22 protein-coding genes are annotated in these 24,442 nt (G+C 56.5%); 5 read left to right on the forward strand and 17 right to left on the reverse strand.

Annotated elements, in window-relative coordinates; all coding sequences use genetic code 11:
• Positions 1 to 52: 52 nt before the first annotated feature.
• Genes lolE through lolC form a run of 3 tightly spaced genes read right to left on the reverse strand, consistent with a single transcriptional unit; the run spans position 53 to position 3,190 of the window.
• On the reverse strand, positions 53 to 1,297 hold the full coding sequence (lolE, locus tag IM267_RS04855; protein WP_063449045.1) for a lipoprotein-releasing ABC transporter permease subunit LolE: 1,245 nt from the start codon (positions 1,295 to 1,297) through the stop codon (positions 53 to 55).
• Positions 1,297 to 1,998: a lipoprotein-releasing ABC transporter ATP-binding protein LolD gene (gene lolD / locus IM267_RS04860; protein ID WP_032624471.1), complete on the reverse strand. Its 702-nt coding sequence runs from the start codon at positions 1,996 to 1,998 to the stop codon at positions 1,297 to 1,299. The genes lolE and lolD overlap by 1 nt, the downstream gene beginning before the upstream one ends.
• Positions 1,991 to 3,190, reverse strand: coding sequence for a lipoprotein-releasing ABC transporter permease subunit LolC (gene lolC / locus IM267_RS04865; protein ID WP_063449046.1), 1,200 nt, complete (start codon positions 3,188 to 3,190; stop codon positions 1,991 to 1,993). The genes lolD and lolC overlap by 8 nt, the downstream gene beginning before the upstream one ends.
• A 256-nt stretch (positions 3,191 to 3,446) precedes the next feature.
• Between lolC and IM267_RS04870 the strand changes: the two genes are divergently transcribed.
• The 3 genes from IM267_RS04870 (at position 3,447) to IM267_RS04880 (ending at position 9,223) form a co-directional block, all read left to right on the forward strand.
• Positions 3,447 to 4,520 (forward strand): acyltransferase family protein, encoded by a 1,074-nt coding sequence (locus IM267_RS04870; RefSeq protein ID WP_193032921.1) that lies wholly within the window; start codon positions 3,447 to 3,449, stop codon positions 4,518 to 4,520.
• Positions 4,521 to 4,665: 145 nt separating this feature from the next.
• Positions 4,666 to 8,112, forward strand: coding sequence for a transcription-repair coupling factor (gene mfd, locus IM267_RS04875; protein WP_102749694.1), 3,447 nt, complete (start codon positions 4,666 to 4,668; stop codon positions 8,110 to 8,112).
• A 145-nt stretch (positions 8,113 to 8,257) separates the two neighbouring features.
• Positions 8,258 to 9,223: a L,D-transpeptidase family protein gene (locus IM267_RS04880; RefSeq protein WP_063866379.1), complete on the forward strand. Its 966-nt coding sequence runs from the start codon at positions 8,258 to 8,260 to the stop codon at positions 9,221 to 9,223.
• Between the two features lie 77 nt (positions 9,224 to 9,300).
• Here the strand turns inward: IM267_RS04880 and bhsA are convergent, their stop codons facing one another.
• Complete coding sequence (bhsA, locus tag IM267_RS04885; protein ID WP_006809234.1) at positions 9,301 to 9,558, reverse strand: multiple stress resistance protein BhsA; 258 nt, start codon at positions 9,556 to 9,558, stop codon at positions 9,301 to 9,303.
• Positions 9,559 to 9,802: 244 nt separating this feature from the next.
• On the opposite strand from bhsA, the gene IM267_RS04890 reads away from it, so the two are divergent.
• Positions 9,803 to 10,438: a TetR/AcrR family transcriptional regulator gene (locus IM267_RS04890; protein ID WP_063449050.1), complete on the forward strand. Its 636-nt coding sequence runs from the start codon at positions 9,803 to 9,805 to the stop codon at positions 10,436 to 10,438.
• A 60-nt stretch (positions 10,439 to 10,498) separates the two neighbouring features.
• Here the strand turns inward: IM267_RS04890 and IM267_RS04895 are convergent, their stop codons facing one another.
• The 8 genes from IM267_RS04895 to hinT form a co-directional block, all read right to left on the reverse strand.
• Entirely contained in the window at positions 10,499 to 11,038 is a 540-nt protein-coding gene (locus tag IM267_RS04895; RefSeq protein ID WP_074160888.1) for a glycine zipper 2TM domain-containing protein, read from the reverse strand.
• Positions 11,039 to 11,232: 194 nt separating this feature from the next.
• A complete protein-coding gene (locus IM267_RS04900) occupies positions 11,233 to 12,537 on the reverse strand; it encodes an NAD(P)/FAD-dependent oxidoreductase (RefSeq protein ID WP_193032922.1) in 1,305 nt (434 codons plus the stop codon).
• Between the two features lie 236 nt (positions 12,538 to 12,773).
• Positions 12,774 to 13,316 carry an alpha/beta hydrolase YcfP gene (ycfP, locus tag IM267_RS04905; RefSeq protein ID WP_032624474.1) on the reverse strand — a complete coding sequence of 181 codons (543 nt, stop codon included), beginning with the start codon at positions 13,314 to 13,316 and terminating at the stop codon, positions 12,774 to 12,776.
• 31 nt (positions 13,317 to 13,347) lie between these two features.
• Positions 13,348 to 14,373, reverse strand: a complete 1,026-nt coding sequence (gene nagZ / locus IM267_RS04910; RefSeq protein ID WP_193032923.1) for a beta-N-acetylhexosaminidase — start codon at positions 14,371 to 14,373, stop codon at positions 13,348 to 13,350.
• 11 nt (positions 14,374 to 14,384) lie between these two features.
• Complete coding sequence (gene thiK, locus IM267_RS04915) at positions 14,385 to 15,209, reverse strand: thiamine kinase (RefSeq protein WP_193032924.1); 825 nt, start codon at positions 15,207 to 15,209, stop codon at positions 14,385 to 14,387.
• A complete protein-coding gene (gene lpoB / locus IM267_RS04920; RefSeq protein WP_102749776.1) occupies positions 15,190 to 15,834 on the reverse strand; it encodes a penicillin-binding protein activator LpoB in 645 nt (214 codons plus the stop codon). Before lpoB ends, thiK begins: the two co-directional genes overlap by 20 nt.
• A gap of 13 nt (positions 15,835 to 15,847) precedes the next feature.
• Entirely contained in the window at positions 15,848 to 16,222 is a 375-nt protein-coding gene (locus IM267_RS04925; RefSeq protein ID WP_148385660.1) for a YcfL family protein, read from the reverse strand.
• Position 16,223: 1 nt separating this feature from the next.
• Complete coding sequence (hinT, locus tag IM267_RS04930) at positions 16,224 to 16,583, reverse strand: purine nucleoside phosphoramidase (RefSeq protein ID WP_193032925.1); 360 nt, start codon at positions 16,581 to 16,583, stop codon at positions 16,224 to 16,226.
• A 353-nt stretch (positions 16,584 to 16,936) separates the two neighbouring features.
• On the opposite strand from hinT, the gene fhuE reads away from it, so the two are divergent.
• Entirely contained in the window at positions 16,937 to 19,123 is a 2,187-nt protein-coding gene (gene fhuE / locus IM267_RS04935; RefSeq protein WP_193032975.1) for a ferric-rhodotorulic acid/ferric-coprogen receptor FhuE, read from the forward strand.
• 126 nt (positions 19,124 to 19,249) lie between these two features.
• Here fhuE and ptsG read toward each other — a convergent pair whose 3' ends face one another.
• The 5 genes from ptsG to yceG form a co-directional block, all read right to left on the reverse strand.
• Positions 19,250 to 20,683 (reverse strand): PTS glucose transporter subunit IIBC, encoded by a 1,434-nt coding sequence (gene ptsG / locus IM267_RS04940; RefSeq protein WP_003857942.1) that lies wholly within the window; start codon positions 20,681 to 20,683, stop codon positions 19,250 to 19,252.
• A 297-nt stretch (positions 20,684 to 20,980) separates the two neighbouring features.
• Positions 20,981 to 21,775 carry a metal-dependent hydrolase gene (locus IM267_RS04945; protein WP_063449058.1) on the reverse strand — a complete coding sequence of 265 codons (795 nt, stop codon included), beginning with the start codon at positions 21,773 to 21,775 and terminating at the stop codon, positions 20,981 to 20,983.
• A gap of 10 nt (positions 21,776 to 21,785) precedes the next feature.
• Positions 21,786 to 22,790, reverse strand: coding sequence for a DNA polymerase III subunit delta' (gene holB / locus IM267_RS04950; RefSeq protein ID WP_063866370.1), 1,005 nt, complete (start codon positions 22,788 to 22,790; stop codon positions 21,786 to 21,788).
• Positions 22,787 to 23,428 carry a dTMP kinase gene (gene tmk / locus IM267_RS04955; protein ID WP_193032926.1) on the reverse strand — a complete coding sequence of 214 codons (642 nt, stop codon included), beginning with the start codon at positions 23,426 to 23,428 and terminating at the stop codon, positions 22,787 to 22,789. Before tmk ends, holB begins: the two co-directional genes overlap by 4 nt.
• Positions 23,418 to 24,440, reverse strand: a complete 1,023-nt coding sequence (yceG, locus tag IM267_RS04960; protein ID WP_102749687.1) for a cell division protein YceG — start codon at positions 24,438 to 24,440, stop codon at positions 23,418 to 23,420. Before yceG ends, tmk begins: the two co-directional genes overlap by 11 nt.
• Positions 24,441 to 24,442: the final 2 nt, after the last annotated feature.

The raw sequence follows: 24,442 nt of genomic DNA on the forward strand, positions 1-24,442 counted from the left end.
TGCATTCCTCTGCTTGATTCAGCGGCCCAAAGACCGCTAAACCATGACGAAATTACTGGCCACTTAATACCCTCGCCGGATCGATACGGCTTGCGCGACGCGCCGGATACCAGCTTGCCAGCAGACTCAGTAAAAGTGCTGTAACAAGCACATAAATAACGTCCAGCCAGTGCAGTTCAGACGGCAGGAAGTCAATAAAATAGATATCGCCGGACAGGAACTGATGGCCGATAAGCGTTTCAATCCCGTTGATAATCGGCGTCAGCTGAAGGGACACCACCACGCCGATGACCACGCCGCAGAGGCTGCCAAACAGCCCCGCCAGCAAACCGTACCAGACGAAAATGGCGCGAATAAGACCGTCTTTTGCCCCTAAGGTACGCAGCACGGCGATGTCGCCGCTCTTATCCTTAACGGCCATGACCAGCGTCGAGACGATATTAAAGCACGCCACCCCAATCACCAGCACCATCGCCAGATACATAATCGCGCGGATCATCTGGATATCGCGGTACATGTAGCCGTAAGTACCGATCCAGCTTTTGATGTAGACGTAGCTATTGGTCACGCTGCCGGCATCACGCACCAGCTTATTAGCGTTGAAAACGTCGTTAACCTTAATGGCAATCCCCGTCACGCTGTCGCTCATGTCCAGGTACTGACGGGCATCTTCCAGCGGCACCATGGCGAAGCTATGGTCGAGCTGGCCGCTTAGCTGCAAAATACCGGTCACGTGCAGACGCACGCGCTTAGGCTGCTGCAATTTGTGGTCGGCGCTGGCGTTCGGGATCATGATCGATACCCAGTCGCCCTGCTTCACCTTCAGCGCGTCGGCAACGCCTTTACCCATGATGATCTGCTGCTCGCCGGCCTTAAAGTTTGCCCATGCGCCATTTTGCACGTAGCGCGGCAGCGCGCTCAGACGCGCTTCCTGACGAGGATTTACCCCTTTCACCTGGATGGCGCGCAGGTTTACCCCGCTCTCCACCAGCCCGGTAAAGTTGATGTAAGGTGCAGCCGCCGCGATGCCCGGCACTTTTTCCACTTTGTTCAGGGCATCCTGCCAGTTGGACCACGGCTGGTTAACCGGCTCGATTTCACCGTGAGGAACAACGGCCAGAATGCGGTTATTCAGTTCACGCTCAAAGCCATTCATGGCGCTTAAGCCGACGATCAGCACCGCCACGCCCAGGGCAATGCCGATGGTGGAGATCACGGAGATAAGGGATACCATCCCGCTCCGGCGACGACCGCGGCTAAAGCGTAACCCGATGAGTAACGATAACGGTGAAGCCATTACTCCGCTCCCATCAGCGTCAGTTCTGCGTTCAGACGACCGTCGCGCATTTCCAGCTGACGGCCCATCCGCTTAGCCAGCTGCAAATCGTGGGTCACCACCAGAAACGCGGTACCCTGCGCGGCGTTCAGTTCGCCGAGAAGCTGGAAAATGCTGTCTGCGTTACGCGCATCGAGGTTACCTGTCGGTTCATCCGCCAGCACCAGACGCGGGTTGTTGACCAGCGCGCGGGCAATCGCCACACGCTGACGCTCACCGCCGGAAAGCTCGGACGGACGGTGATTACCGCGATGTCCCAGCCCTACCGCGTTTAGCATGTCGCTGGCGCGGGCATTAATTTCCGCCGGTTTCTTTTTACCAATCAGCAGCGGCATCGCCACGTTTTCCAGCGCCGTGAAGTCCGGCAGCAGATGGTGGAACTGATAGATAAAGCCCAGCTCGCGGTTACGCAGTTCGGCTTTCGCCGTTGACGACATTTTACTCAGCGGCTGTCCGGAGAAGATCACATCACCTTCGGTTGGGGTGTCCAGCCCGCCCAGCAGGTGCAGCAGCGTACTTTTGCCGGAGCCGGAGCTGCCGACAATCGCCATCATCTCGCCTTCACCCACGCTAAAGCTCACATTGTGCAGCACGTCGGTCTGCACAGCGCCTTCCTGATAGCGTTTGGACAGGTTGTCGCACTGCAACAGGATCTTATTCATAACGTAAAGCCTCAGCGGGTTGAGTGGCGGCAGCCCGCCAGGAAGGATAAAGCGTAGAAAGCAGCGCAATGGCCATCGCGGCCAGCGCAATACCAACCACCTGTAGCGGCTCGATAGCCACCGGCAGCGCCGCGCCATCGAGCAGCGCGCCGATGATCGGCATCAGATTGTTGAGCTGGCTGGCGAGCAGCGCGCCCAGCGCCGCCCCGAGCAGCGCACCGATGATGCCGGCGCTGGCGCCCTGAACCATAAATACCGCCATGATCTGGCGCGGGGTCAGGCCCTGGGTTTGCAGAATGGCGACTTCGCCCTGCTTCTCCATCACCATCAGCCCCAGCGAGGTGATGATGTTAAACGCGGCAACGGCCACGATCAGGCTTAACAGCAGCCCCATCATGTTTTTCTCCATGCGCACGGCCTGGAACAGCTCGCCTTTACGGTCGCGCCAGTCCTGCCATTTCGTCCCTTCCGGTAACGCCTGCTGGCTGAGGGTGTCTACCTTCAGCGGCGCGTCAAGCCACAGACGCCAGCCGGTAATATTGCCCGCCGGGTAGCGCATCAGACGCGAGGCGTCCTGAATGTTCACCAGCATCTGGTAACCATCGACTTCGCTGTTCGCCGCAAACGTGCCAATCACGTTGAACAGGCGCTGGCTTGGCAGACGCCCCATCGGCGTAAACTGGCTGGCTGAGGGCACCATCACGCGCAGCCGATCGCCACGGTTAACGCCAAGCTGCCCGGCCAGCTGCTCGCCGAGGATGACGTTATATTTACCCGGCTCGAGATCGGTTTGCTTCACGTTAACCAGGTACGGCGTCAGCGGATCTTTTTGTGCCGGATCGATACCGAGCATCACCCCGACCGCCACGCTGCGGGCGCTTTGCAGCACCACATCGCCCGTTGTAAGGGGCGCAACGCGGGTGACACCCTGTAACTTCACCGCGCTTTCCGGCAGCTGTTGCGGGTTAACGGAACCCTGAGTGGAAGAGAGAACGGCCTGCGGCATCAGCCCCAGGATATTGTTTTGCAGCTCGCGCTCGAAGCCATTCATGACGGAAAGCACCGTCACCAGTGCCATCACGCCAAGCGTAATGCCAATAGTCGAAAGCCAGGAGACAAAGCGACCGAAGCGGTCCGCGGCGCGCCCACGCATGTAACGTAAGCCTATGAAGAGTGCGACAGGTTGATACATGAAATCCGTCTGTTTGCTGATAGCAGACCCACGAGTATATAAGCGAATCCGTTAAGCGTAAATGACTGAAACCGTAAGATTCGGTAATCATTTTTCCGAAAAATTCAGATAAATCATCATGCTACTGACCGAACTTCCGCCAGACAGCCTCCACCTTTTCCGAAAATCGTCCTGATACAGACTGTTACCCGTTACATCAGGGCTTCATTTTACAACAATCGGCGTTTCGTTTATGGCAACAAGGTCGTCACGCACCATGAAACAAAAAGCATTATGGATTAACCAGATAAAAGGCCTGTGCATCTGCCTGGTGGTAATTTACCACTCGGTGATCACCTTTTATCCTCACCTGGACGGGCTACAGCATCCGCTATCAGGCCTTCTCGCCAAATGCTGGGTCTACTTTAACCTTTACCTCGCCCCGTTCCGTATGCCGGTATTTTTCTTCATCTCCGGCTATTTGATCCGCCGATACATTGACGAGGTGAACTGGCGCACCAGTCTCGACAAGCGCATCTGGAGCATCGTCTGGGTGCTGGCGCTGTGGGGCGTACTGCAATGGCAGGCGCTGACCCATCTGAACGCCTGGCTCGCCCCCGAGCGTGAACTGGCAACCTCATCCAATGCGGCCTACGCCGATTCCGTTTCAGGGTTTGTGCTGGGAATGCTCACGGCCAGCACCAGCCTGTGGTATCTGTACGCGTTAGTGGTCTACTTCACGCTCTGTAAACTGCTGAGCCGCTGGAAACTGCCGATGCTGGGGATTCTGGCGCTGGCAAGCGTCGCCATTAACTTCCTGCCGCTGCCGTGGTGGGGAATGAACAGCGTCGTGCGCAATATGATCTACTACAGCCTCGGCGCATGGTACGGCGCGCAGCTGATGGCGTGGATGAAAGGGTTGGATCTGCGCCGCAGCTGGCTGGCACTCGTTGCCTCTGCCGCGCTGTCCGTGGTGCTGTGGTTCGCTAACGTCCCTCTGCCGCTCTCTCTGCTGTCGATCGTGGTCATCATGAAACTTTTCTACAGCATTGAGCAGCTTTATGCCGTTCACCCCAATAATCTGCTGAACGTCATCGGGTCGAACACTATCGCGATTTACACCACCCACCGCATTTTAATTGAGGCGTTTAGCCTGATCCTGATTGGCGAAATGGATGCGGCGTACTGGCCGGTCTGGGCTGAACTCGCGCTGATTCTGGTCTATCCGTTTATCAGCCTGCTCGTCTGCACGCTGGTCGGGCTGGGGGCCCGTAAGCTCTCCACCGCTCTCTTTGGCGATTTTTTCTTCTCCCCACCCGCGCGTGTTTCACCCGTGCCCGCTACCCGCTAACCTGCCCCGCCCCCATCCGGGGGCTCTTTTCCTCTTGTGCGGTTACGATTTGCTAATGCAAAACGATCGAGGATAATAAAGACATTGCGTATCAGTGATATGCCCCAATACTGTTGGTATATCCCCAAGAGACTCTGACATAGCCATGCCTGAACACTATCGTTATTCCCTGCCTGTTAAACCAGGCGATCAACGCCAGCTCGGCGAACTGACGGGCGCGGCCTGCGCCACGCTGGTGGCGGAAATTGCCGAGCGGCATCCAGGGCCGGTGGTGCTGGTTGCCCCGGACATGCAAAACGCCCTGCGCCTGCACGATGAGATCCGCCAGTTCACCGACAGCCTGGTCTTCAGCCTGGCCGACTGGGAAACGCTTCCCTACGACAGTTTCTCTCCGCATCAGGAGATTATCTCCTCGCGCCTGTCGACGCTGTATCAGCTTCCCACCATGCAGCGCGGCGTACTGATTGTGCCGGTGAATACCCTGATGCAGCGCGTTTGCCCGCACAGCTACCTGCACGGCCACGCGCTGGTGATGAAAAAAGGCCAGCGCCTGTCGCGCGATGCCCTGCGCGTGCAGCTGGACGGCGCTGGCTATCGTCATGTCGACCAGGTGATGGAGCACGGCGAGTACGCGACGCGCGGCGCGCTGCTGGATCTCTATCCGATGGGCAGCGATCAGCCGTATCGTCTGGATTTCTTCGACGACGAGATCGACAGCCTTCGCGTGTTCGACGCCGACACCCAGCGCACGCTGGAAGAGGTGGAATCCATTAACCTGCTGCCCGCCCATGAGTTCCCGACGGATAAAACCGCCATCGAACTGTTCCGCAGCCAGTGGCGCGACAGGTTCGACGTGAAGCGCGATGCTGAACATATTTATCAGCAGGTCAGCAAGGGCACCCTGCCGGCCGGGATCGAATACTGGCAGCCGCTGTTCTTTAACGAGCCGCTGCCGGCGCTGTTCAGCTACTTCCCGGCAAACACGCTGATTGTGAATACCGGCGACATCGACGCCAGCGCCAGCCGCTTTGAAAGCGAGACGCGCGCCCGCTTTGAAAACCGGGGCGTGGACCCGATGCGTCCGCTGTTGCCGCCGGAAATGCTGTGGCTGCGTACCGATGAGCTCAACGCCGAGCTGAAACGCTGGCCGCGCATGCAGCTCAAAACCGACTCGCTTGCCGATAAGGCGGCGAACACCAATCTCGCGTTCCGGACGCTGCCCGATCTGGCCGTCCAGGCGCAGCAGAAATCCCCGCTGGATAATCTGCGCAAGTTTCTTGAATCTTTTACCGGACCGGTGGTGTTTTCCGTTGAGAGCGAAGGTCGCCGGGAAGCGCTGGGTGAACTGCTGGGACGGATTAAGGTCGCACCAAAACGCATTCTGCGGCTGAGCGAGGCGACCGGTAACGGTCGCTATCTGATGATCGGCGCCGCCGAGCACGGATTCATTGATACGCTCAATAACCTGGCGTTGATTTGTGAAAGCGATTTGCTGGGCGAACGCGTGGCGCGCCGTCGTCAGGACAGCCGTCGCACCATCAACCCGGATACCCTGATCCGCAACCTGGCCGAGCTGCATCCCGGCCAGCCGATCGTGCACCTGGAACACGGTGTGGGTCGCTATCAGGGTATGACCACCCTCGAAGCCGGTGGCATCAAAGGTGAATACCTGATGCTGACCTACGCCAACGACGCCAAACTGTACGTGCCGGTGTCGTCTCTGCACCTGATCAGCCGCTACGCGGGCGGTGCCGAAGATAACGCGCCGCTGCATAAGCTGGGCGGCGACGCCTGGTCACGCGCGCGGCAGAAAGCCGCGGAAAAAGTGCGCGACGTGGCCGCCGAGCTGCTGGACATTTACGCCCAGCGTGCGGCCAAAGAGGGTTATGCGTTTAAGCATGATAAAGAGCAATACCAGCTGTTCTGCGACAGCTTCCCGTTTGAAACTACGCCGGATCAGGCTCAGGCCATTAACGCGGTGCTGAGCGACATGTGCCAGCCGCTGGCGATGGACCGTTTAGTTTGCGGCGACGTGGGCTTCGGTAAAACCGAGGTGGCGATGCGCGCCGCTTTCCTGGCGGTTGAGAACAACAAGCAGGTGGCGGTGCTGGTGCCGACCACCCTTCTTGCCCAGCAGCACTTCGACAACTTCCGCGACCGCTTCGCCAACTGGCCGGTGCGTATCGAAATGTTGTCCCGCTTCCGCAGCGCCAAAGAGCAGACGCAGATCCTGGAGCAGGCAACCGAAGGCAAAATTGATATCCTGATCGGTACCCACAAGCTGCTGCAAAGCGACGTGAAGTGGAAAGATCTGGGCCTGTTGATTGTCGACGAGGAGCACCGCTTTGGGGTGCGCCATAAAGAGCGCATCAAAGCGATGCGCGCCGATGTCGATATCCTGACCCTCACCGCAACGCCGATCCCGCGCACCCTGAACATGGCGATGAGCGGCATGCGCGATCTGTCGATTATCGCCACCCCGCCGGCGCGCCGTCTGGCGGTGAAAACCTTCGTGCGCGAGTATGACAATCTGGTGGTGCGCGAGGCGATCCTGCGCGAAGTGCTGCGCGGCGGCCAGGTTTACTATCTCTACAATGACGTCGAAAATATCCAGAAAGCCGCCGACAGGCTGGCAGAGCTGGTGCCGGAAGCGCGCATCGCCATCGGTCACGGCCAGATGCGCGAGCGCGAGCTGGAGCGGGTGATGAACGACTTCCACCATCAGCGCTTTAACGTGCTGGTGTGTACCACCATCATTGAAACCGGGATCGACATTCCGACGGCAAACACGATCATCATCGAGCGCGCGGATCACTTCGGTCTCGCCCAGCTGCACCAGCTGCGCGGCCGCGTCGGGCGTTCGCACCATCAGGCCTACGCGTGGCTGCTGACGCCGCATCCGAAGGCGATGACCACCGACGCGCAAAAGCGTCTGGAAGCCATCGCCTCGCTGGAAGATCTGGGCGCGGGCTTTGCGCTGGCGACGCACGACCTGGAGATCCGCGGCGCCGGTGAGCTGCTGGGTGAAGACCAGAGCGGCTCCATGGAGACCATCGGTTTCTCGCTGTATATGGAGCTTCTGGAAAATGCCGTCGACGCGCTTAAAGCCGGACGTGAACCGTCTCTGGAAGATCTCACCAGCCAGCAGACCGAAGTGGAGCTGCGCATGCCTTCCCTGCTGCCGGACGACTTCATCCCTGACGTCAACACGCGACTGTCGTTCTACAAGCGCATTGCCAGCGCGAAAAGCGAAGGCGAGCTCGAGGAGATCAAGGTTGAGCTGATTGACCGTTTCGGCATTCTGCCGGACGCGGCGCGCAACCTGCTGGATATCGCCCGGCTGCGTCAGCAGGCGCAGAAGCTGGGGATCCGCAAGCTCGAAGGCAACGAGAAAGGCGGCATGATTGAATTTGCCGAGAAGAACCACGTCGACCCGATGTGGCTGATTGGCCTGCTGCAAAAACAGCCGCAGCATTTCCGTCTTGATGGCCCGACGCGTCTGAAATTCACCCAGGATCTGACAGAGCGTAAAACGCGCATGGACTGGGTGCGTAACTTTATGCGCCAGCTGGAAGAGAACGCTATCGCTTAAATGATTGCCCCCGCCAGCGTTCGGCTGGTGGGGGACAATTTACAAACTCTTTGCACTTCGCCCAATCTTCCCGACTATACATTCGCCATACTTATCATTAACGCCTTATAAAACAATAACCTTATCATTTGTATGGATTATGATAATGATGACCTCATCGCGTTTTACCCGCTGGATCACGCTGTTTGCGCTGGCCGCAGCGGTTGCCGTTGCGCTGCCCGCGCGCGCTAATACCTGGCCTCTTCCGCCTGCTGGCAGCAACGTTGTGGGCCAGAACCGCTTCCATGTCGTTGAAAATGATGGCGGCTCGCTGGAAGCAATTGCCAAAAAATATAATGTCGGGTTCCTGGCGCTGTTGCAGGCCAACCCGGGCGTTGACCCCTATGTGCCCCGGGCCGGCAGCGTGCTGACGATTCCACTGCAAACCATTCTCCCGGACGCGCCGCGTCAGGGCATTGTGATTAATCTCGCCGAGCTGCGTCTGTATTACTACCCGCCGGGCAAGAATGAAGTCACCGTCTACCCTATCGGTATCGGCCAGCTGGGGGGCGATACGCTTACCCCGACCATGGTCACCACCGTCTCTGATAAGCGCGCCAATCCTACCTGGACGCCGACGGCAAACATTCGCGCCCGCTATAAAGCACAAGGTATCGATCTGCCCGCTGTGGTTCCCGCTGGCCCGGACAACCCGATGGGGCACCACGCGATCCGCCTGGCGGCCTACGGTGGGGTGTATCTTCTGCACGGCACGAATGCGGATTTCGGGATCGGGATGCGCGTCAGCTCCGGCTGTATTCGCCTGCGCGATGACGACATCAAGACGCTGTACAACGTGATTACCCCTGGCACGAAAGTGAATATCATCAACACGCCGATTAAGGTGTCTGAAGAGCCGGGTGGCGTCCGTCTGGTTGAGATCCACCAGCCGCTGTCGAAAAACATCAATGACGATCCGCAGACGCTGCCTATTAATCTGAATGCGGCTATGGTGAGCTTTAAAACAAACGCCAACACCGACGGCGCGGTGATGGAGCGGGCGATGGAAGCGCGCTCGGGAATGCCGACCAACGTCACGCGGCATCATGAGGTTGCTCAACAGTCGATGTAAATCAGTCATAACGACAAACGCCCTGCATGAGCAGGGCGTTTTTTATTGCAGTGGCATAACGGAGGGTTGCGTTACGCTTATTTGTAGATAACTGCGGTACCGTGCAGGGTGTTAGGACCGGTCACAGAGGTGATGCGGAATGATTTCGCACCCATTTCGTCAGCTTTTTGCGCCAGCTGATCTTCCAGAGAGCCCAGGTTAGTCCCGGCGGTGGCAGAGATGGTACCGACTTTCTGCTGGTCTGCTGGAGTAGACTGAACTTCAACAGCAGCGAAGCTTGCGAAAGAGAGTGAACTCAGAACGGCGGCAGCGATGAGGGTTTTAACGTTTTTCATAATTTTTTACCTTTAGCAGATGATGGTGTGGTCGTTAGTTATTTAATTAACGATCGATAGGTAAATGATAGATGTGATCCAGGTCACACGTCAACCCATTTTTATAATGACCATTAAATTAATTTGTTTTGCCTTATATTTCATAAAGATAAATTAAAATTATTTTTCAGAAATCACTGCTGGTCGTAGCAGGCATTTATTTTTATAATGATTATTCAACAAATCAACAGAGGACCAACGGCATATGACAACCGACGTCACGAGTTGCGCAAAGAAAAGCCGTGGCCGACCAAAAGTGTTCGACAGGGATGCGGCGCTCGATAAGGCCATGACGCTCTTCTGGCAGCATGGGTATGAAGCCACGTCGCTTTCCGATCTGGTGGAAGCAACCGGCGCGAAAGCCCCTACCCTCTATGCAGAGTTCACCAACAAAGAAGGCTTATTCCGGGCCGTTCTGGATAGATACATCTCGCGCTTCGCGGCAAAACATGAAGCGCAACTGTTCTGTGAAGATAAAACCGTTGAGCAGGCATTGCGGGATTATTTCTGCGCGGTTGCAACCTGCTTCACCAGTAAAGACACGCCCGCGGGCTGTTTTATGATCAACACCTCCGCCACCCTCGCCGCATCGTCGAAGGAGATAGCCAACACGGTTAAATCACGTCATGCGATGCAGGAGGAGACGCTCAGTACGTTTCTGACTCAGCGCCAGCAGCGCGGCGAAATTCCGGCGCACTGCCGTCCGCAGGAGCTGGCCCAGTATCTGAGCTGTATTTTGCAGGGGATGTCAATCAGCGCCCGTGAAGGCGCGACGCTGGAAAAGTTGCAGGGTATTACGCAAACAACGCTGCGCCTGTGGCCAGAACTGCTTAAGCTCTGAAGCAAAAAAAAAGCTCCTCAGCCTGAGCGCATGAGGAGCTAAGTTCAGAGAACATCTTTTTTACGCTTTGTTATTCAGTATCAGCTGACCATTACCGTCGAGCGGAATTTGCGTGCCAGGATCTTTATCCATGCGGATTTTCCCCTGCTGGTCGCCAATTTTGTAGGTTACGTCGTAACCCAACATTTTTTCAGACTTGTCATACACGGTTTTACAGCGCTGCTGCGTTGTGGTGTAGGTGTCGTTTTCCTGCATCGCGCCCTGCACCTGGTTACCGGCATAACCGCCACCCAGCGCACCGACAACCGTCGCGACATCCTTACCACGGCCACCACCAAACTGATGACCAATCACCCCACCGGCAACCGCACCCAGCACGGAGCCCGCGATACGGTTTTCGTCCTGAACCGGACGACGATGGGTGACAGAAACATTACGGCACTCCTGACGAGGCGTCTTGACCGTCTCTTTAATCGGTGTAGCGGAAACCACCTGCGCATACTGCGGGCCACGATCAAGTACGTTCAGACTGGCAACGGCAGCCACACCCAGCGCAGCTGCGACGCCAATCCCTATACCCGCCAACATTGATTTATTCACGGGACTTCCTCCTTTGTTGCAATTGGTAGCAATTTTGCAGCGCGCTAAGCGCTTCGCCAATAAGACAAAGGATCAAAAAATGGGGCATTGACCTGGCATAAGGCGTGTTTAGGAGAACTCTTAAGCGTCAGGAGCGGGATGAACAGCATGATGTGCTAAAAACTCCCTCCGGCGGGCCCGGAGGGAGGGAGAAATTAGTGCAGCTTCAGGCGCGGGCGGATCACGCGGTTGATACGGCCGACCAGCATCATTAAGCCGGTTTTGAAGTAGCCGTGCAGCGCAATCTGGTGCATACGGTACAGAGAGATGTACACGAAGCGGGCGATACGCCCTTCAACCATCATGGAGCCGCGCATCAGGTTACCCATCAGGCTGCCTACGGTGGAGAAGTTGGAGAGCGACACCAGAGAGCCATGGTCTTTGTAGACATAGGCTTTCATCGGTTTGCCTTTCGCCTGCGCCAGGATGTTGTGCAGCACGAGGCTTGCCATCTGGTGCGCTGCCTGAGCGCGAGGAGGCACAAACCCGCCTTCCGGACGCGCGCAGGAGGCACAGTCACCGATGGCGAAGATGTCCGGATCGCGCGTGGTTTGCAGCGTCGGCTCGGTCACCAGCTGGTTAATGCGGTTCGTCTCCAGCCCACCGATATCTTTCATGAAATCAGGCGCTTTGATACCAGCGGCCCAGACCATCAGGTCGGCCTTGATGTACTCGCCGTCTTTGGTATGCAGACCGCCCTCATCCGCGCTGGTCACCATGGTCTGGGTCAGCACGCGCACGCCCAGCTTGGTCAGCTCGTTATGGGCAGCGCCGGAGATTCGCGGCGGCAGCGCCGGCAGAATGCGTTCACCTGCTTCCACCAGCGTCACGTTCAGCGCTTCGTTAGTCAGCCCCTTGTAGCCGTAGCTGTGCAGCTGCTTAACCGCATTGTGCAACTCCGCCGATAACTCCACGCCCGTTGCCCCGCCGCCCACGATAGCAATGTTAACCTTGCCGTTGGCACCCATGTTATTGGTGTACTTCAGGAACAGGTTAAGCATTTCCTGATGGAAACGACGCGCCTGATGCGGGTTATCCAGGAAGATGCAGTGCTCTTTCACGCCTGGCGTGTTGAAGTCATTGGACGTACTGCCCAGCGCCATCACCAGCGTGTCATAAGCCAGCTTGCGCTCAGGGACCAGCAGCTCGCCTTTGTCATCCCGCAGCTCGGCCAGCGTGATGGTTTTATTTTCACGGTTGATATCCACCACGGAGCCCAGCTGGAACTGGAAATGGTGGTTACGCGCATGCGCCAGATAGCTCAGCGCATCCACGCCCTCATCCAGCGACCCGGTCGCCACTTCGTGCAGGAGCGGCTTCCACAGGTGGCTGTGGTTACGATCCACCAGCGTAATTTTGGCTTTCTTACCGCGCCCCAGCTTCTTACCCAGTTGTGTCGCCAGCTCCAGTCCGCCAGCACCACCGCCGACAATCACTATCTTTTTCAATGGCGTAGTCAACGTGACCCCCTCAAATTATTAACCAATTGTTAATTAAAAGTTATAGGAATAACCCTTAATTAACAACAGGTTACTGCGCTGAAACCATTCAGATTCATTGAGAATAGCACGTCAGGCGCATTGGTCATACCAAAATTGATATGTATCAAGTTTTGATGGTTTAAAAGTAGACAATACCGACAAAAAAGAGGCCCGGCACGCTTTCGCGTACCGGGCCTCTATCAGGTTCAGGGAAATCAGCCCAGCGTTTTGAAGGCCTTAATACGCTGCAAATGCGGCGAGATGTTTTTGAACTTGTGGGTCTGCTCTTCGTCCCAGACAATTTCGTAGTAATGATGCAGAAGTTCGGCGGCGCGGGAGCTGTTCAGCGCTTCATCATTGCGGGAGAGGATCACCAGACAGCGATCGCGGTTCTTTTCACGGAAATTGCTCACGCATTTGGTTGCGATATCGGCGTACTCTTCCGGACGGTCAATCTTGCCTTCCATGTTCTCGTTCGGGAACAGGTTAGGATTGAAAATGACCTGACGCATATCGCACAAAAAACCGATGCGCTCTGCCCAGTATCCCCCCAACCCTACGCCGCAAATCAGCGGGCGATCGTCGATATTAAGCTGCAACATTTTATCCACTTCTTTCAGCAGATGCTGCATGTCATGCTTCGGATGACGCGTGCTGTAGCTAATCAGCCGAACATCCGGATCGATAAACTGCAATTGCAGCACTTTCTCATGATTACCAGGACTGTTTGAGTCAAAACCGTGTAAATAGATGATCATCGTCTCACCACGCTACGCCTTCCGGGATGAATTAAAGGGCTGCTTTATGTGCCTGCCAGCGCTCGTTCAGGGCTTCGAGCCGGGCGTTTACCGCTTTCCAGCGTGCCGAGTCCATCAGCTCCTGACGACTAAATGAACCTTTATGATACAATTGTGTAACACGCTCAGCATTGATCGGCGACAGGTTATCCAGCACGCTCACCGCACCTTTACGATTATTGCAGACGAGGATCATATCGCAACCCGCATCCAGAGATGCCTGTCCACGTTCAGCATAGCTGCCCATGATCGCCGCTCCTTCCATGGATAAATCGTCGGAGAAAATCACGCCGTTGAAGCCTAACTCCTGACGCAGCACGGTTTTCAGCCAGTGCGGAGAGCCGCTGGCCGGGCGCGGATCGACATCACTGTAAATGACGTGCGCAGGCATGATCGCGTCCAGCTTGTTATCGGTAATCAGCGAGCGGAAAACAGACATATCTTTAGCACGAATTTCTGCTTCCGGGCGCGGATCGCGCGGCGTTTCCTTATGGGAATCCGCCGTCACCGCCCCGTGCCCCGGGAAGTGTTTGCCGGTGGTTTTCATGCCCGCGTCATGCATTCCGTCAATGAAGCGCGCCGCCATTGCCAGCGCGATACGCGGATCGTCATGATACGAACGCTCACCAATTGCCGCGCTAATGTGGCCCACGTCCAGCACCGGAGCGAAGCTGATGTCGATATCCATGGCGATCATCTCGCTGGCCATCAGCCAGCCAGCGTCCTGCGCCAGTTGACCGCCCTCTTCGGTTCCCAGCAGCGCTGCGAAAGATTGCGCGGCAGGTAAACGGGTAAACCCTTCCCGGAAACGCTGTACGCGGCCACCTTCCTGATCAACCGCGACCACCAGGTGATTGCGCGAAGCCGCGCGGATCTGACGAACCAGCTCACGCAGCTGCGCCGGATCGTGATAATTGCGGGTGAAAAGAATCAGCCCCCCTACCAGCGGGTGCGCCAGGATTTCGCGCTCTTCCGCATCCAGCTCAAAACCTTCAACATCCAACATTACTGGACCCACACCAACCTCTCTTATCCTTTCGTTTGTAACTGGCGCCAGGCATCATCTGCCAGCGCAATAAATTGTTCGTCATCTGTTTGCTGAAAGCGCATTTCAAACCAGCCCGCCATGAGCATGATTACCCATGGCCGCCAGCGCGCAACCTGCCGCGCAAGGGCGAGCGCATTCATGTTGGCGTTTCGGGCATAAGCGGCTATCAGCTGTCCGCGCGAGGCCTCGTCGGGCATCCAGACCGCGGCAAGTTCGAGCGCCACGTCACCGTCCCCGGCATATTCCCAGTCGATAAGTTTCTCGCCTGCCGCCGTATGAACGATATTCCCCGCGTGGACGTCCATATGCAGCGGTGCCAGGCGTAACGCCTGCGGCTCTCCTGCTTTACGCAGCCGCTTCAGCTGCGCCAGCCAGTATGGCGTGCGTCGTCCCGGCGCAGCCTGCTGCCAGTAGCGTTCCAGCAAGGGGAGCAACGTTACCCGCCAGCCCAGACGCGGCTGGCGATGCAGATGATACAGCATGGCTGCCAGCGTCGGGGGATCGGGTAGCTCGCGTTTGATCTCACCCGCAATAAACGTCACCGCCATCCAGTCCCTGATAAAGAGATGGGGCTGCGGCGCAAGGTCGGCGGGCAGGCGCTTCAGGGCGCGGAACTGACGACGAAAATGGGAGGCAGGCGCGGCGGCATCGTGATGCTGGCGTAAAACCAGCCGATGTTCACCATGCTCAATAATGCAACTCGCGCCGCCAAGCCCGACGGGGGCTTGCGGCGCGATAACACGGTACTGTGGGAAATAGCGCGTCAGGACATCATGACGCGTGCGCTTATTGTTGCGTAACGGCACCTTTACCTGACCAGATAATTTCGCCGGTCTGAACCAGCATTAACTGCATCTGCAACGACGGCGTGTTCACGTTACCCGTCGCGTTAGAATAAAGGACATACTGCGCGCCAACGTTGCGGGCAATACCAATGGCTTTACTGCGCGAACCCAGGCTGTCCTGAGGCGACAGACCAAGCTGTTGCTTAGCGACCGCGAGCTGCTGGGCTGAGACCAGCGTAAATTTACCGTTGTTCGCCAGCGCATTGCGCAGCGTTTCCGTCGCTTCGCCCGCATTCAGGGAACCATTTGTACGGTTGTTCACGCTGTCCACCAGCAGCACGCTGCCGGGCGTAACGCCCTGTGCCTGCAACATTTTGCCGACCATCGGCTGCATCGCGCCGTTCCAGTCATAGTGGCGCACGCGCGGCGCAGGCTGTGCGGTATCGTCCTGATGTTCGATCGGGCCAGGCTGCGCCGGAATGGTCGGTACAGACGGCACGGTTGGCACAGGTTCCGCCGGCGTTGTGGGCTGTTCCGTCCCCGGCTTCGCCTGATCCACCGGTGCAGGTTCTTCAGTTCGCGTCACACAGCCTGCCAGAAAGAGTGCGAAGGCACTCAGGAGCGCATAACGGCTCATCGTTTTAATCAAGGTTCACCCCTTACAAATAAAGATAAAGTCTCACCTTATGTGCACCCAGATAGCTGGCGCTGCCGTAGAGCGTGACCGACGATCTTGCCGGAATGGTCACGCTGCGCGGCGCCTCAAGCGGATGCATCTCAAGACCTCTCACGTCATACCAGTAGAAGCGATAATGCACCGTCACTGGCTCTTGCCTTTCGTTATAGAGCGTAGAGGAGGCAGAAGACTGGATTTCGCTAATGGTCAGTGAAGGCTGCTCGGCCGTGATGCCCGCAGCAAGCACTGAAGACTCCATCACCAGCGTCTGTTCTTCACTGACCGGGATGGCAGGACGCGCGCTGCACCCTACCATTACCAGCGTCACAATCAGCGCTGCAATACGCCCAGTTAACATATTAAAGACCTTTATGTGCCAGCATCGGTCCCAGTGGACGTCCACCCAGCAGATGCATATGAATATGATAGACTTCCTGCCCGCCATGGCGATTGCAGTTCATGATCAAACGGTATCCGTCTTCAGCAATCCCTTCCTGCTTAGCGATTTTCGCGGCCACCGTAAGCATACGGCCTAGCGCCACTTCGTGCTCGGTTTTAACGTCATTGACGGTCGGGATGAGAATATTGGGAATAATAAGGATGTGCGTCGGCGCCTGGGGAGAAATGTCGCGGAAAGCCGTGACCAGTTCATCCTGATAGACAATATCCGACGGAATTTCGCGGCGGATAATTTTACTGAAAATCGTTTCTTCAGCCATGACCTTTTCCTTTTAAATTTAATCTGGCGTCGTGCGTCCGTTGTTAACACACATTGTCTGTTTTACTGCATGACACAACACAAGAGTATGAGCGACTTTCTCCTGTCCTTTCAACCTTCTCCCGTGATTTCTTTCCTGATTGTCCGCCATCTGGCTGAAGAGGCATCGCTTTAGGACATTTCTTTTCTGAAACCTGATTTCAGTTCATCCCGAAACATCTGTTTACAGCGTTAATCACAATGCGTATATTTCGCATTTGCATTTTCATGCGCATTTTTAACATAGAAAACGACGTCAGCCCGTGCTAGCGGAGCTGTCGCGCACCACCTTCACCATTCACTAAGGGTTTGATGATGTCTTTCATTAATCACACCAGGGATGGGCAACGCCAGCCTGTCGCAACACCTTCGTTGCTGGCAGCCTGCATTGCTATGGCATTGACGCCAACCGCCGCTTTCGCTGCTTCAACCGAAGATACCGTCGTCGTCGACGGAGGTTTTGACAACACACAGGATCTGTCTGCCAGCCAGGATCAGGATTACAGCGTAAAAACCACCACTACCGGCACCAAACTGTTGCTGGTCCCTCGTGATATCCCGCAGTCCGTCAGCGTCATTAGCCAGCAGCGTATGGCTGATCAGAATCTACAATCTATCGGCCAGGTGCTGACGAACACCACGGGCATTACGGCGCAGGTGCAGGATAGCGACCGTACCGTGTTTTACTCACGCGGATTTTTCGTCAGCAACTACGCCTATGACGACCTGCCGACGTCCATCAGTGAAGTGTGGAACTTTGGTGATACCGCCGCCGACACCGCAATTTATGACCGCATTGAAGTGGTCCGCGGCGCCACCGGCCTGATGTCCGGAACGGGCAACCCGGCGGCGTACGTTAATATGGTGCGCAAGCATGCGGACAGCCCGGAATTTAAAGGCAACGTCTCCGCCAGCTACGGCAGCTGGGACAAGCAGCGCTACGTGCTGGATCTCCAGGCGCCGCTGGTGGAGTCAGGTAAGGTGCGGGGCCGTCTTATCACCGGTTATCAGGACAACGACAGCTTCGTGGATAACTACCACTACCGGAAGAAATTCCTCTACGGCGTGATGGACGCGGATGTCACCGACAGCACGACCCTCTCGGTAGGGTATGAGTATCAGGAAAGCCATACCGCCGACCCAACCTGGGGTGGCCTGCCGACCTGGTACAGCGACGGAAGTAAGACCAACTACAATCGCAGCCAGACCGTCGCGCCTGACTGGGCCTATTCGGATAAAGACAGCACCCGCATCTTCGCTAACCTGACCCAGCGTTTCGATAATGGCTGGGAAGCGCACATCAATGGCATGCATGCTGAAACCAACTTTGACTCTAAGCTGATGTATATGTCCGGTTATCCTGATAAAGAGACCGGCGCGGGCCTGGTGGGTTACGGCGGCTGGAACCGCGGGGAACGTAAACAGGATGCAGTCGACGCCTTCCTGCGCGGCGGCTTCGATCTCTTTGGTCGTCAGCATGAAATGATGTTCGGCGGCAGCTTCAGCCGTCAGCGTAACCATTACGACAATACCATGCCGGATGCGGTATACGGCATGGTTGACGTCGGCAACTTTAAGAACTGGAACGGGAACATTGCCGATCCGCAGTGGACCCCGTGGAAGCTCTACAGCAAAGATGATATTCGTCAGTCTTCAGCCTATTCCTCCGCGCGTTTCTCGCTGGCCGACCCGCTGCACCTGATTCTGGGCGCGCGCTACACCAGCTATAACATTCGCTATAATCCGGCAGGTTCCCCAAACACCCGTCTGGAAAGTACCGAAGATGACGTAACGCCGTACGCGGGCCTGGTGTATGACATCAATGAGGACTGGTCGACCTACGTCAGCTATACCTCCATCTTCCAGCCGCAGGATAAGCGCGACGCCAGCGGACGTTATCTCGACCCTACCACGGGCAAAAGCTATGAAGCGGGCGTGAAGGCCGACTGGTTTAATACCCGCCTCACCACCTCGCTGGCGATTTTCCGCATTGAGCAGGATAACGTCGCAAGCAACACCTATACCTACATGCCGAGCGGTGAGTCGATTTATGAATCGCTGGACGGCGTGGTCAGCAAAGGCGTTGAATTCGAGCTCAACGGTGCCCTGACCGATAACTGGCAGCTGACCTTCGGCGCGACGCGTTATATTGCTGAAGATAAAAATGGTAACGCCGTCAGTTCCGATCAGCCGCGCACGACCATGAAGCTGTTCACCCGTTATCAGCTGCCCATGGTGCCGGCGCTGACCGTGGGCGGTGGTGTAAACTGGCAGAACAAGGTATGGACGGACGTGGAAGGCGGTCCGGCAGGACGTTCCCGCGCGGAGCAAGGCAGCTATGGGCTGGTGAACCTGTTCAGCCGCTATCAGGTCACCAAAGACTTTGCCGTTCAGGCTAACGTCAACAACCTGTTCGACAAAGAGTATTACGACTACGTCGGATCGTATGTGGTGTATGGCGCACCGCTGAACGTTTCGGTGAGCGCGAGCTACGACTTCTGAGTTTAAGCCCGGTGGCGCTACGCTTACCGGGCCTACCCCTCATCCAGGACGGGTAAGGCATAGCCGCCACCCCGCACCAATAAAAAAGGCAGCCATTCGGCTGCCTTAGTCTCCCCAGGTCACAGCTTAGTTGTTGCGGATGTACTCATCCATTTCGGTTTTCAGGTTATCGGATTTTGTTCCGAAGATTGCCTGAACACCAGAACCTGCAACAACGACGCCCGCTGCGCCCAGTTTTTTCAGACCCGGCTGGTCTACTTTCGCCACGTCGGCAACGCTCACACGCAGACGAGTGATACACGCGTCCAGGTTAGTGATGTTTTCTTTACCCCCGAAGGCCGCAACCAGTGCAGGTGCCATTTCGCTGGTCGCACCGGCTTTGCTGTCTTCAGTTGCATCTTCACGACCCGGAGTTTTCAGGTCCAGTGCTTTGATCAGCACGCGGAAGACGGTGTAGTACACCACTGCGTAGCCCGCACCCACGATTGGGAACAGCCACAGCTTGCTGCTGTTACCGGACAGAACGATGAAGTCGATCAGGCCGTGAGAGAAGGACGTACCGTCACGCATACCCAGCAGGATACAGATTGGGAATGCCAGACCTGCCAGTACCGCGTGGATGATGTACAGGATCGGCGCAACGAACATGAAGGAGAACTCGATCGGCTCGGTGATACCGGTCAGGAACGAGGTCAGCGCTGCGGAGATCATGATACCGCCCACTTTTGCACGGTTCTCTGGTTTAGCAGAGTGCCAGATAGCAATCGCAGCGGCTGGCAGACCATACATTTTGAACAGGAAGCCACCAGACAGTTTACCAGCCGTTGGGTCGCCCGCCATGTAGCGTGGGATGTCACCGTGGAACACCTGACCTGCTGCGTTGGTGTATTCACCAATCTGCATCTGGAATGGAACGTTCCAGATGTGGTGCAGACCAAATGGTACCAGGCAGCGCTCAATGAAGCCGTAGATACCGAACGCCACAACCGGGTTCTGGTAAGCCGCCCACTGAGAGAAGGTCTGGATAGCCGTACCGATAGGTGGCCAGATGAAGGACAGGACCACACCGGTGAAAATCGCGGCCAGACCAGAAATGATCGGCACAAAACGTTTACCCGCGAAGAAGCCCAGATACTCAGGCAGCTTGATGCGATAGAAGCGGTTAAACATGTACGCTGCAATCGCACCGGAGATGATACCACCGAGAACACCGGTGTCTGCCAGGTGCTTAGCGGCAATCTCTTCAGCAGGTAAATGCAGGACCAGCGGCGCAACCACAGCCATGGTTTTCACCATGATGCCGTAAGCAACAACGGACGCCAGAGCGGATACACCGTCGTTATTGGTGAAGCCCAGCGCAACACCGATAGCGAAGATCAGCGGCATGTTAGCAAAAACAGAACCGCCTGCTTCGGCCATCACGTGGGAAACTACGGCTGGCAGCCAGCTGAAGTTTGCAGAACCGACGCCCAGCAGAATACCTGCGATAGGCAGTACGGATACTGGCAGCATCAGCGATTTACCGACCTTTTGCAGGTTAGCAAATGCATTCTTAAACATAATTGAGAGTGCTCCTGAGTATTTGTGCTTTTTTTACGCTTTCACGCATTGGCCCGGGGGGAGTACCGCGCCGTGGACAGGACATCTAAGCGCCCTTTATTTATTACACAGAGTAAAATAATTCCCTCTGAGTTTGTTTGACGGCTATCACGTTTCAGTTCAAGACGACCAAAAAACTTGCAGATATTTACATAAAGCATGTCTGGATGTGTCTAAAAACGCCATCACCGCCCTGAATGAGGCGGTGAACTTTACTCGTTTTGCTTATTAATTACGAGCCTAAAAAAAACAGGCGTATCAGACAGATTGCAGGCGGGCGGGGTCGATATGGAACAGGCTGGCAAAGTTTTCCGTGGTCACGCGAGCCAGCTCGTCAATACTGACACCTTTCAGAACGGCCATATACTCAGCAACGTCACGGGTCATCGCCGGCTGGTTCTCTTTCCCGCGATGAGGCACCGGTGCCAGGTACGGGGAATCGGTTTCCACCAGAATACGATCCAGGGGAACATAGCGCGCGGCATCACGCAGCTGTTCAGCATTACGGAACGTAACGATCCCCGAAAACGAGATATAAAAGCCTAAATCAAGCAGCTTACCCGCCGTTTCTCTGTCTTCTGTGAAACAGTGTAGTACGCCACCGCAATCCGTCACCTTTTCTTCCCGCAGGATCTCCAGCGTGTCGGCGCGTGCGTCGCGGGTATGAACGATAACCGGCTTATTCAGTTCACGGCCAATACGGATATGGTTGCGGAAGGATTCCTGCTGCCGAGGTTTCGTCTCTGGCGTGTAGAAGTAGTCGAGGCCGGTCTCGCCCATCGCCACGACGCCCTCTTCTGCGGCAAGGCGGCGTAAATCCTCAACCTCGTACGCTTCATCCTGATTCAGCGGATGCACGCCGCAGGAGAAGACAACGTTGTTACGCTCGCCAACCAGTTCACGCATGGTGCGGTAGCCCGGCAGCGTGGTCGCCACGGCCAGGCAAAATTTCACATCGCGCTCGGCGGCTTTCGCCAGCACGTCGTCCACATTTTTATGCAGGGATTGATAATCCAGGCCATCAAGATGGCAGTGTGAGTCGACTAAAAACATAATGTCTCTCTCAGAGGTGGGAAACCGGCGGTATGACACCCGGTTGCAGGTAGTGTTCGATACGCAGTAACTGGTCGGTCAGTAAAAGCTCGCGATTAAGACCGGTTACCGTCAAAAGTTGTTCACGACTCTGGCAGATATCATGAAGGATAGCGTGCAGCGACGACCCGGACAGGCGATTCGCCAGCGTGGTGACCAGCGTCCACACGTCAGGGTTAGTCAGAAGCGTCGCCCCTTGCTGGATTTTGAGCGCATCCAGCAGCAGTGCGGCCAGCCAGTGGAGCCGTTCCGGAGCCTGATCGCTGTTCAGCGCTGGCAGGACGCTCAGCCAGTCATGGTTATCGAGGGCTGATTCAACCGCACGACAAAGCGTTTCACGCTGGGACCACACCTCCGGCTGCAATAAGGCCAGCGCAGCCGCAGGCGCACCGCTGCACAGACGCAACGCCGAGAGCGCCGCATCCTGTGACACCGTCACTTCACGCTCCAGCCAGGCGAGCGCCCACGACTCCTGGGGGGCTGCAAGGTGGTGAAGACGGCAGCGGCTACGCAGCGTCGCCAGCAGTCGGCCCGGCTCGCGGCAGGAGAGGAAAAACCAGGTATTTTCTGGCGGCTCTTCCAGCGTTTTTAACAGCGCGTTGGCGGCGGCTTCCGTGAGCAGCGCGGCGTCCTTCAGCCACACCACTTTCGCCCCTCCCAGACGCGCATATTCGTACAGTTTCTCACTGACCTCACGCACCGCGTCGATGCCGAGCGTATTTTTGCCCTTCTCGGGTTCGAGGGTGTAATAGTCAGGATGCGTGCCCGCCTGCATGAGCTGGCAGCCCCGGCACTTGCCGCAGCTTTTATGCCCTTCCGGCTGTTGGCACATCAGAAAGCGCGTGATGGCGTAGATCAACGCATCATCGCCCATGCCCGGCAGGGTCTGGATCAGTAACGCATGATGCCCCCGACCAACCTGATAGCTGTTGATCAGCTGTTCAAAGTGCGGGCGCAACCATGGATACCATTTCATGCCTGCTGCTCCTGTACCCACTGCGTAACGGTCTGCTGAATATCACGCGTCACGTTATCCAGGGATTGCGTCGCGTCGATGGTACGAATGGTACTGTCCTGTCCGGCCAGTTCCAGATAACGCGCGCGGGTGCGGTTAAAGAAGTCAAAAGACTCCTGTTCAATTCGGTCCAGTTCGCCGCGCGCCCGGGCGCGCTTCAGGCCCACCTCAGGGGTCACGTCGAGATACAGCGTCAGGTCAGGACGGAAATCGCCCAGAACCGCGTCGCGAAGCGTAGCCAGCATGGCCTGATCGATACCTCGGCCACCGCCCTGATACGCCTGGGTTGAGAGATCGTGGCGATCGCCAATTACCCATTTCCCTTCTGCCAGCGCGGGCTTGATCACCGTCTCCACCAGCTGAACGCGCGCTGCATAGAACATCAGCACTTCCGCTTTGTCGGTAATAACTTCATCGCCGACGGATTTGATATCCAGAACCAGACTGCGCAGTTTTTCCGCCAGCTGCGTACCGCCCGGCTCGCGGGTGAAGACCATGTCGGCGACGCCAAGCGATGTCAGCGTATCAACCACCACGTTACGGGCGGTGGTTTTTCCCGCCCCTTCGAGTCCCTCAATGACAATGTATTTACTGCGCATTTTTTTCCTTAAGTGCCTTCAGATAGTCCTGAACAGAGCGATTGTGGCTGGCCAGGTTGGTGTTAAAGGTATGCCCCCCTTTTCCATCAGCCACAAAATAGAGATACGGTGTCCTGGCCGGGTGCGCGGCAGCCTTCAACGAGGCTTCTCCTGGTGTTGCGATCGGTCCAGGCGGCAAGCCGCTAATGACGTAGGTATTATACGCCGTTGGCGTCTCCAGATCTTTTCTGGAAATCTTGCCGCTGTAGTTTTCGCCCATGCCGTAGATAACGGTAGGATCGGTCTGCAAACGCATGCCGATGCGCAGACGGTTAATAAACACCGAGGCAACCTGATCGCGTTCGGCAGCGACGGCCGTCTCTTTCTCGATGATAGAGGCCATCGTCATGAACTGGTTTTGATCTTTATACGGCAGGCCTTCAGCTCGCCCTTTCCAGGCAGACTCTACCGCCGCGACCATTTTGTTGTGCGCGCGCTTCAGGATTGCCACGTCCGTCGTGCCTGCCGTGTACATCCAGGTGTCGGGCCAGAACCAGCCTTCGATCCACTCGGGATGGTCGAATTTTAAGGCTTCCGCAACCGTCTGGTAGCGATCATCCTTGAGCGTATGCTTGATATACGGCGCGTCGCGCAGCTGCCTGAGGTAATCGCTCAGACGCATACCCTCAACAAAACGCAGCGGGAACTGGGCTTCTTTACCACTCTCCAGCAGTTGCAGCATCTCGCGCACGGTCATGCCAGGGGTAAAGCGATAGGTCCCGGCCTTAAAGTGGGACAGTTCAGGCTCAATACGCAGCAGCCACTGGAAGACACGTGGGCGGTTGATGATTTTGTCACCATACAGCTGCTGACCAAGCGCCTGCCGCCCGGTACCCGCTTTCAGGGTAAAAATCGTCTCGTCTTTAATCAGGATCTTGCTGTCCGCCAGCTGACGGACTTTCCACACTCCCGCTCCGCCGGCAATACCGAACGCAACGATAAGAAGGAGGACAAAGCGTAACATTTTCTTCATGA

Origin of the sequence: Enterobacter cloacae complex sp. P15RS, assembly GCF_014895905.1 — a bacterium.
GTDB classification, from domain to species: Bacteria; Pseudomonadota; Gammaproteobacteria; order Enterobacterales; family Enterobacteriaceae; genus Enterobacter; species Enterobacter quasihormaechei.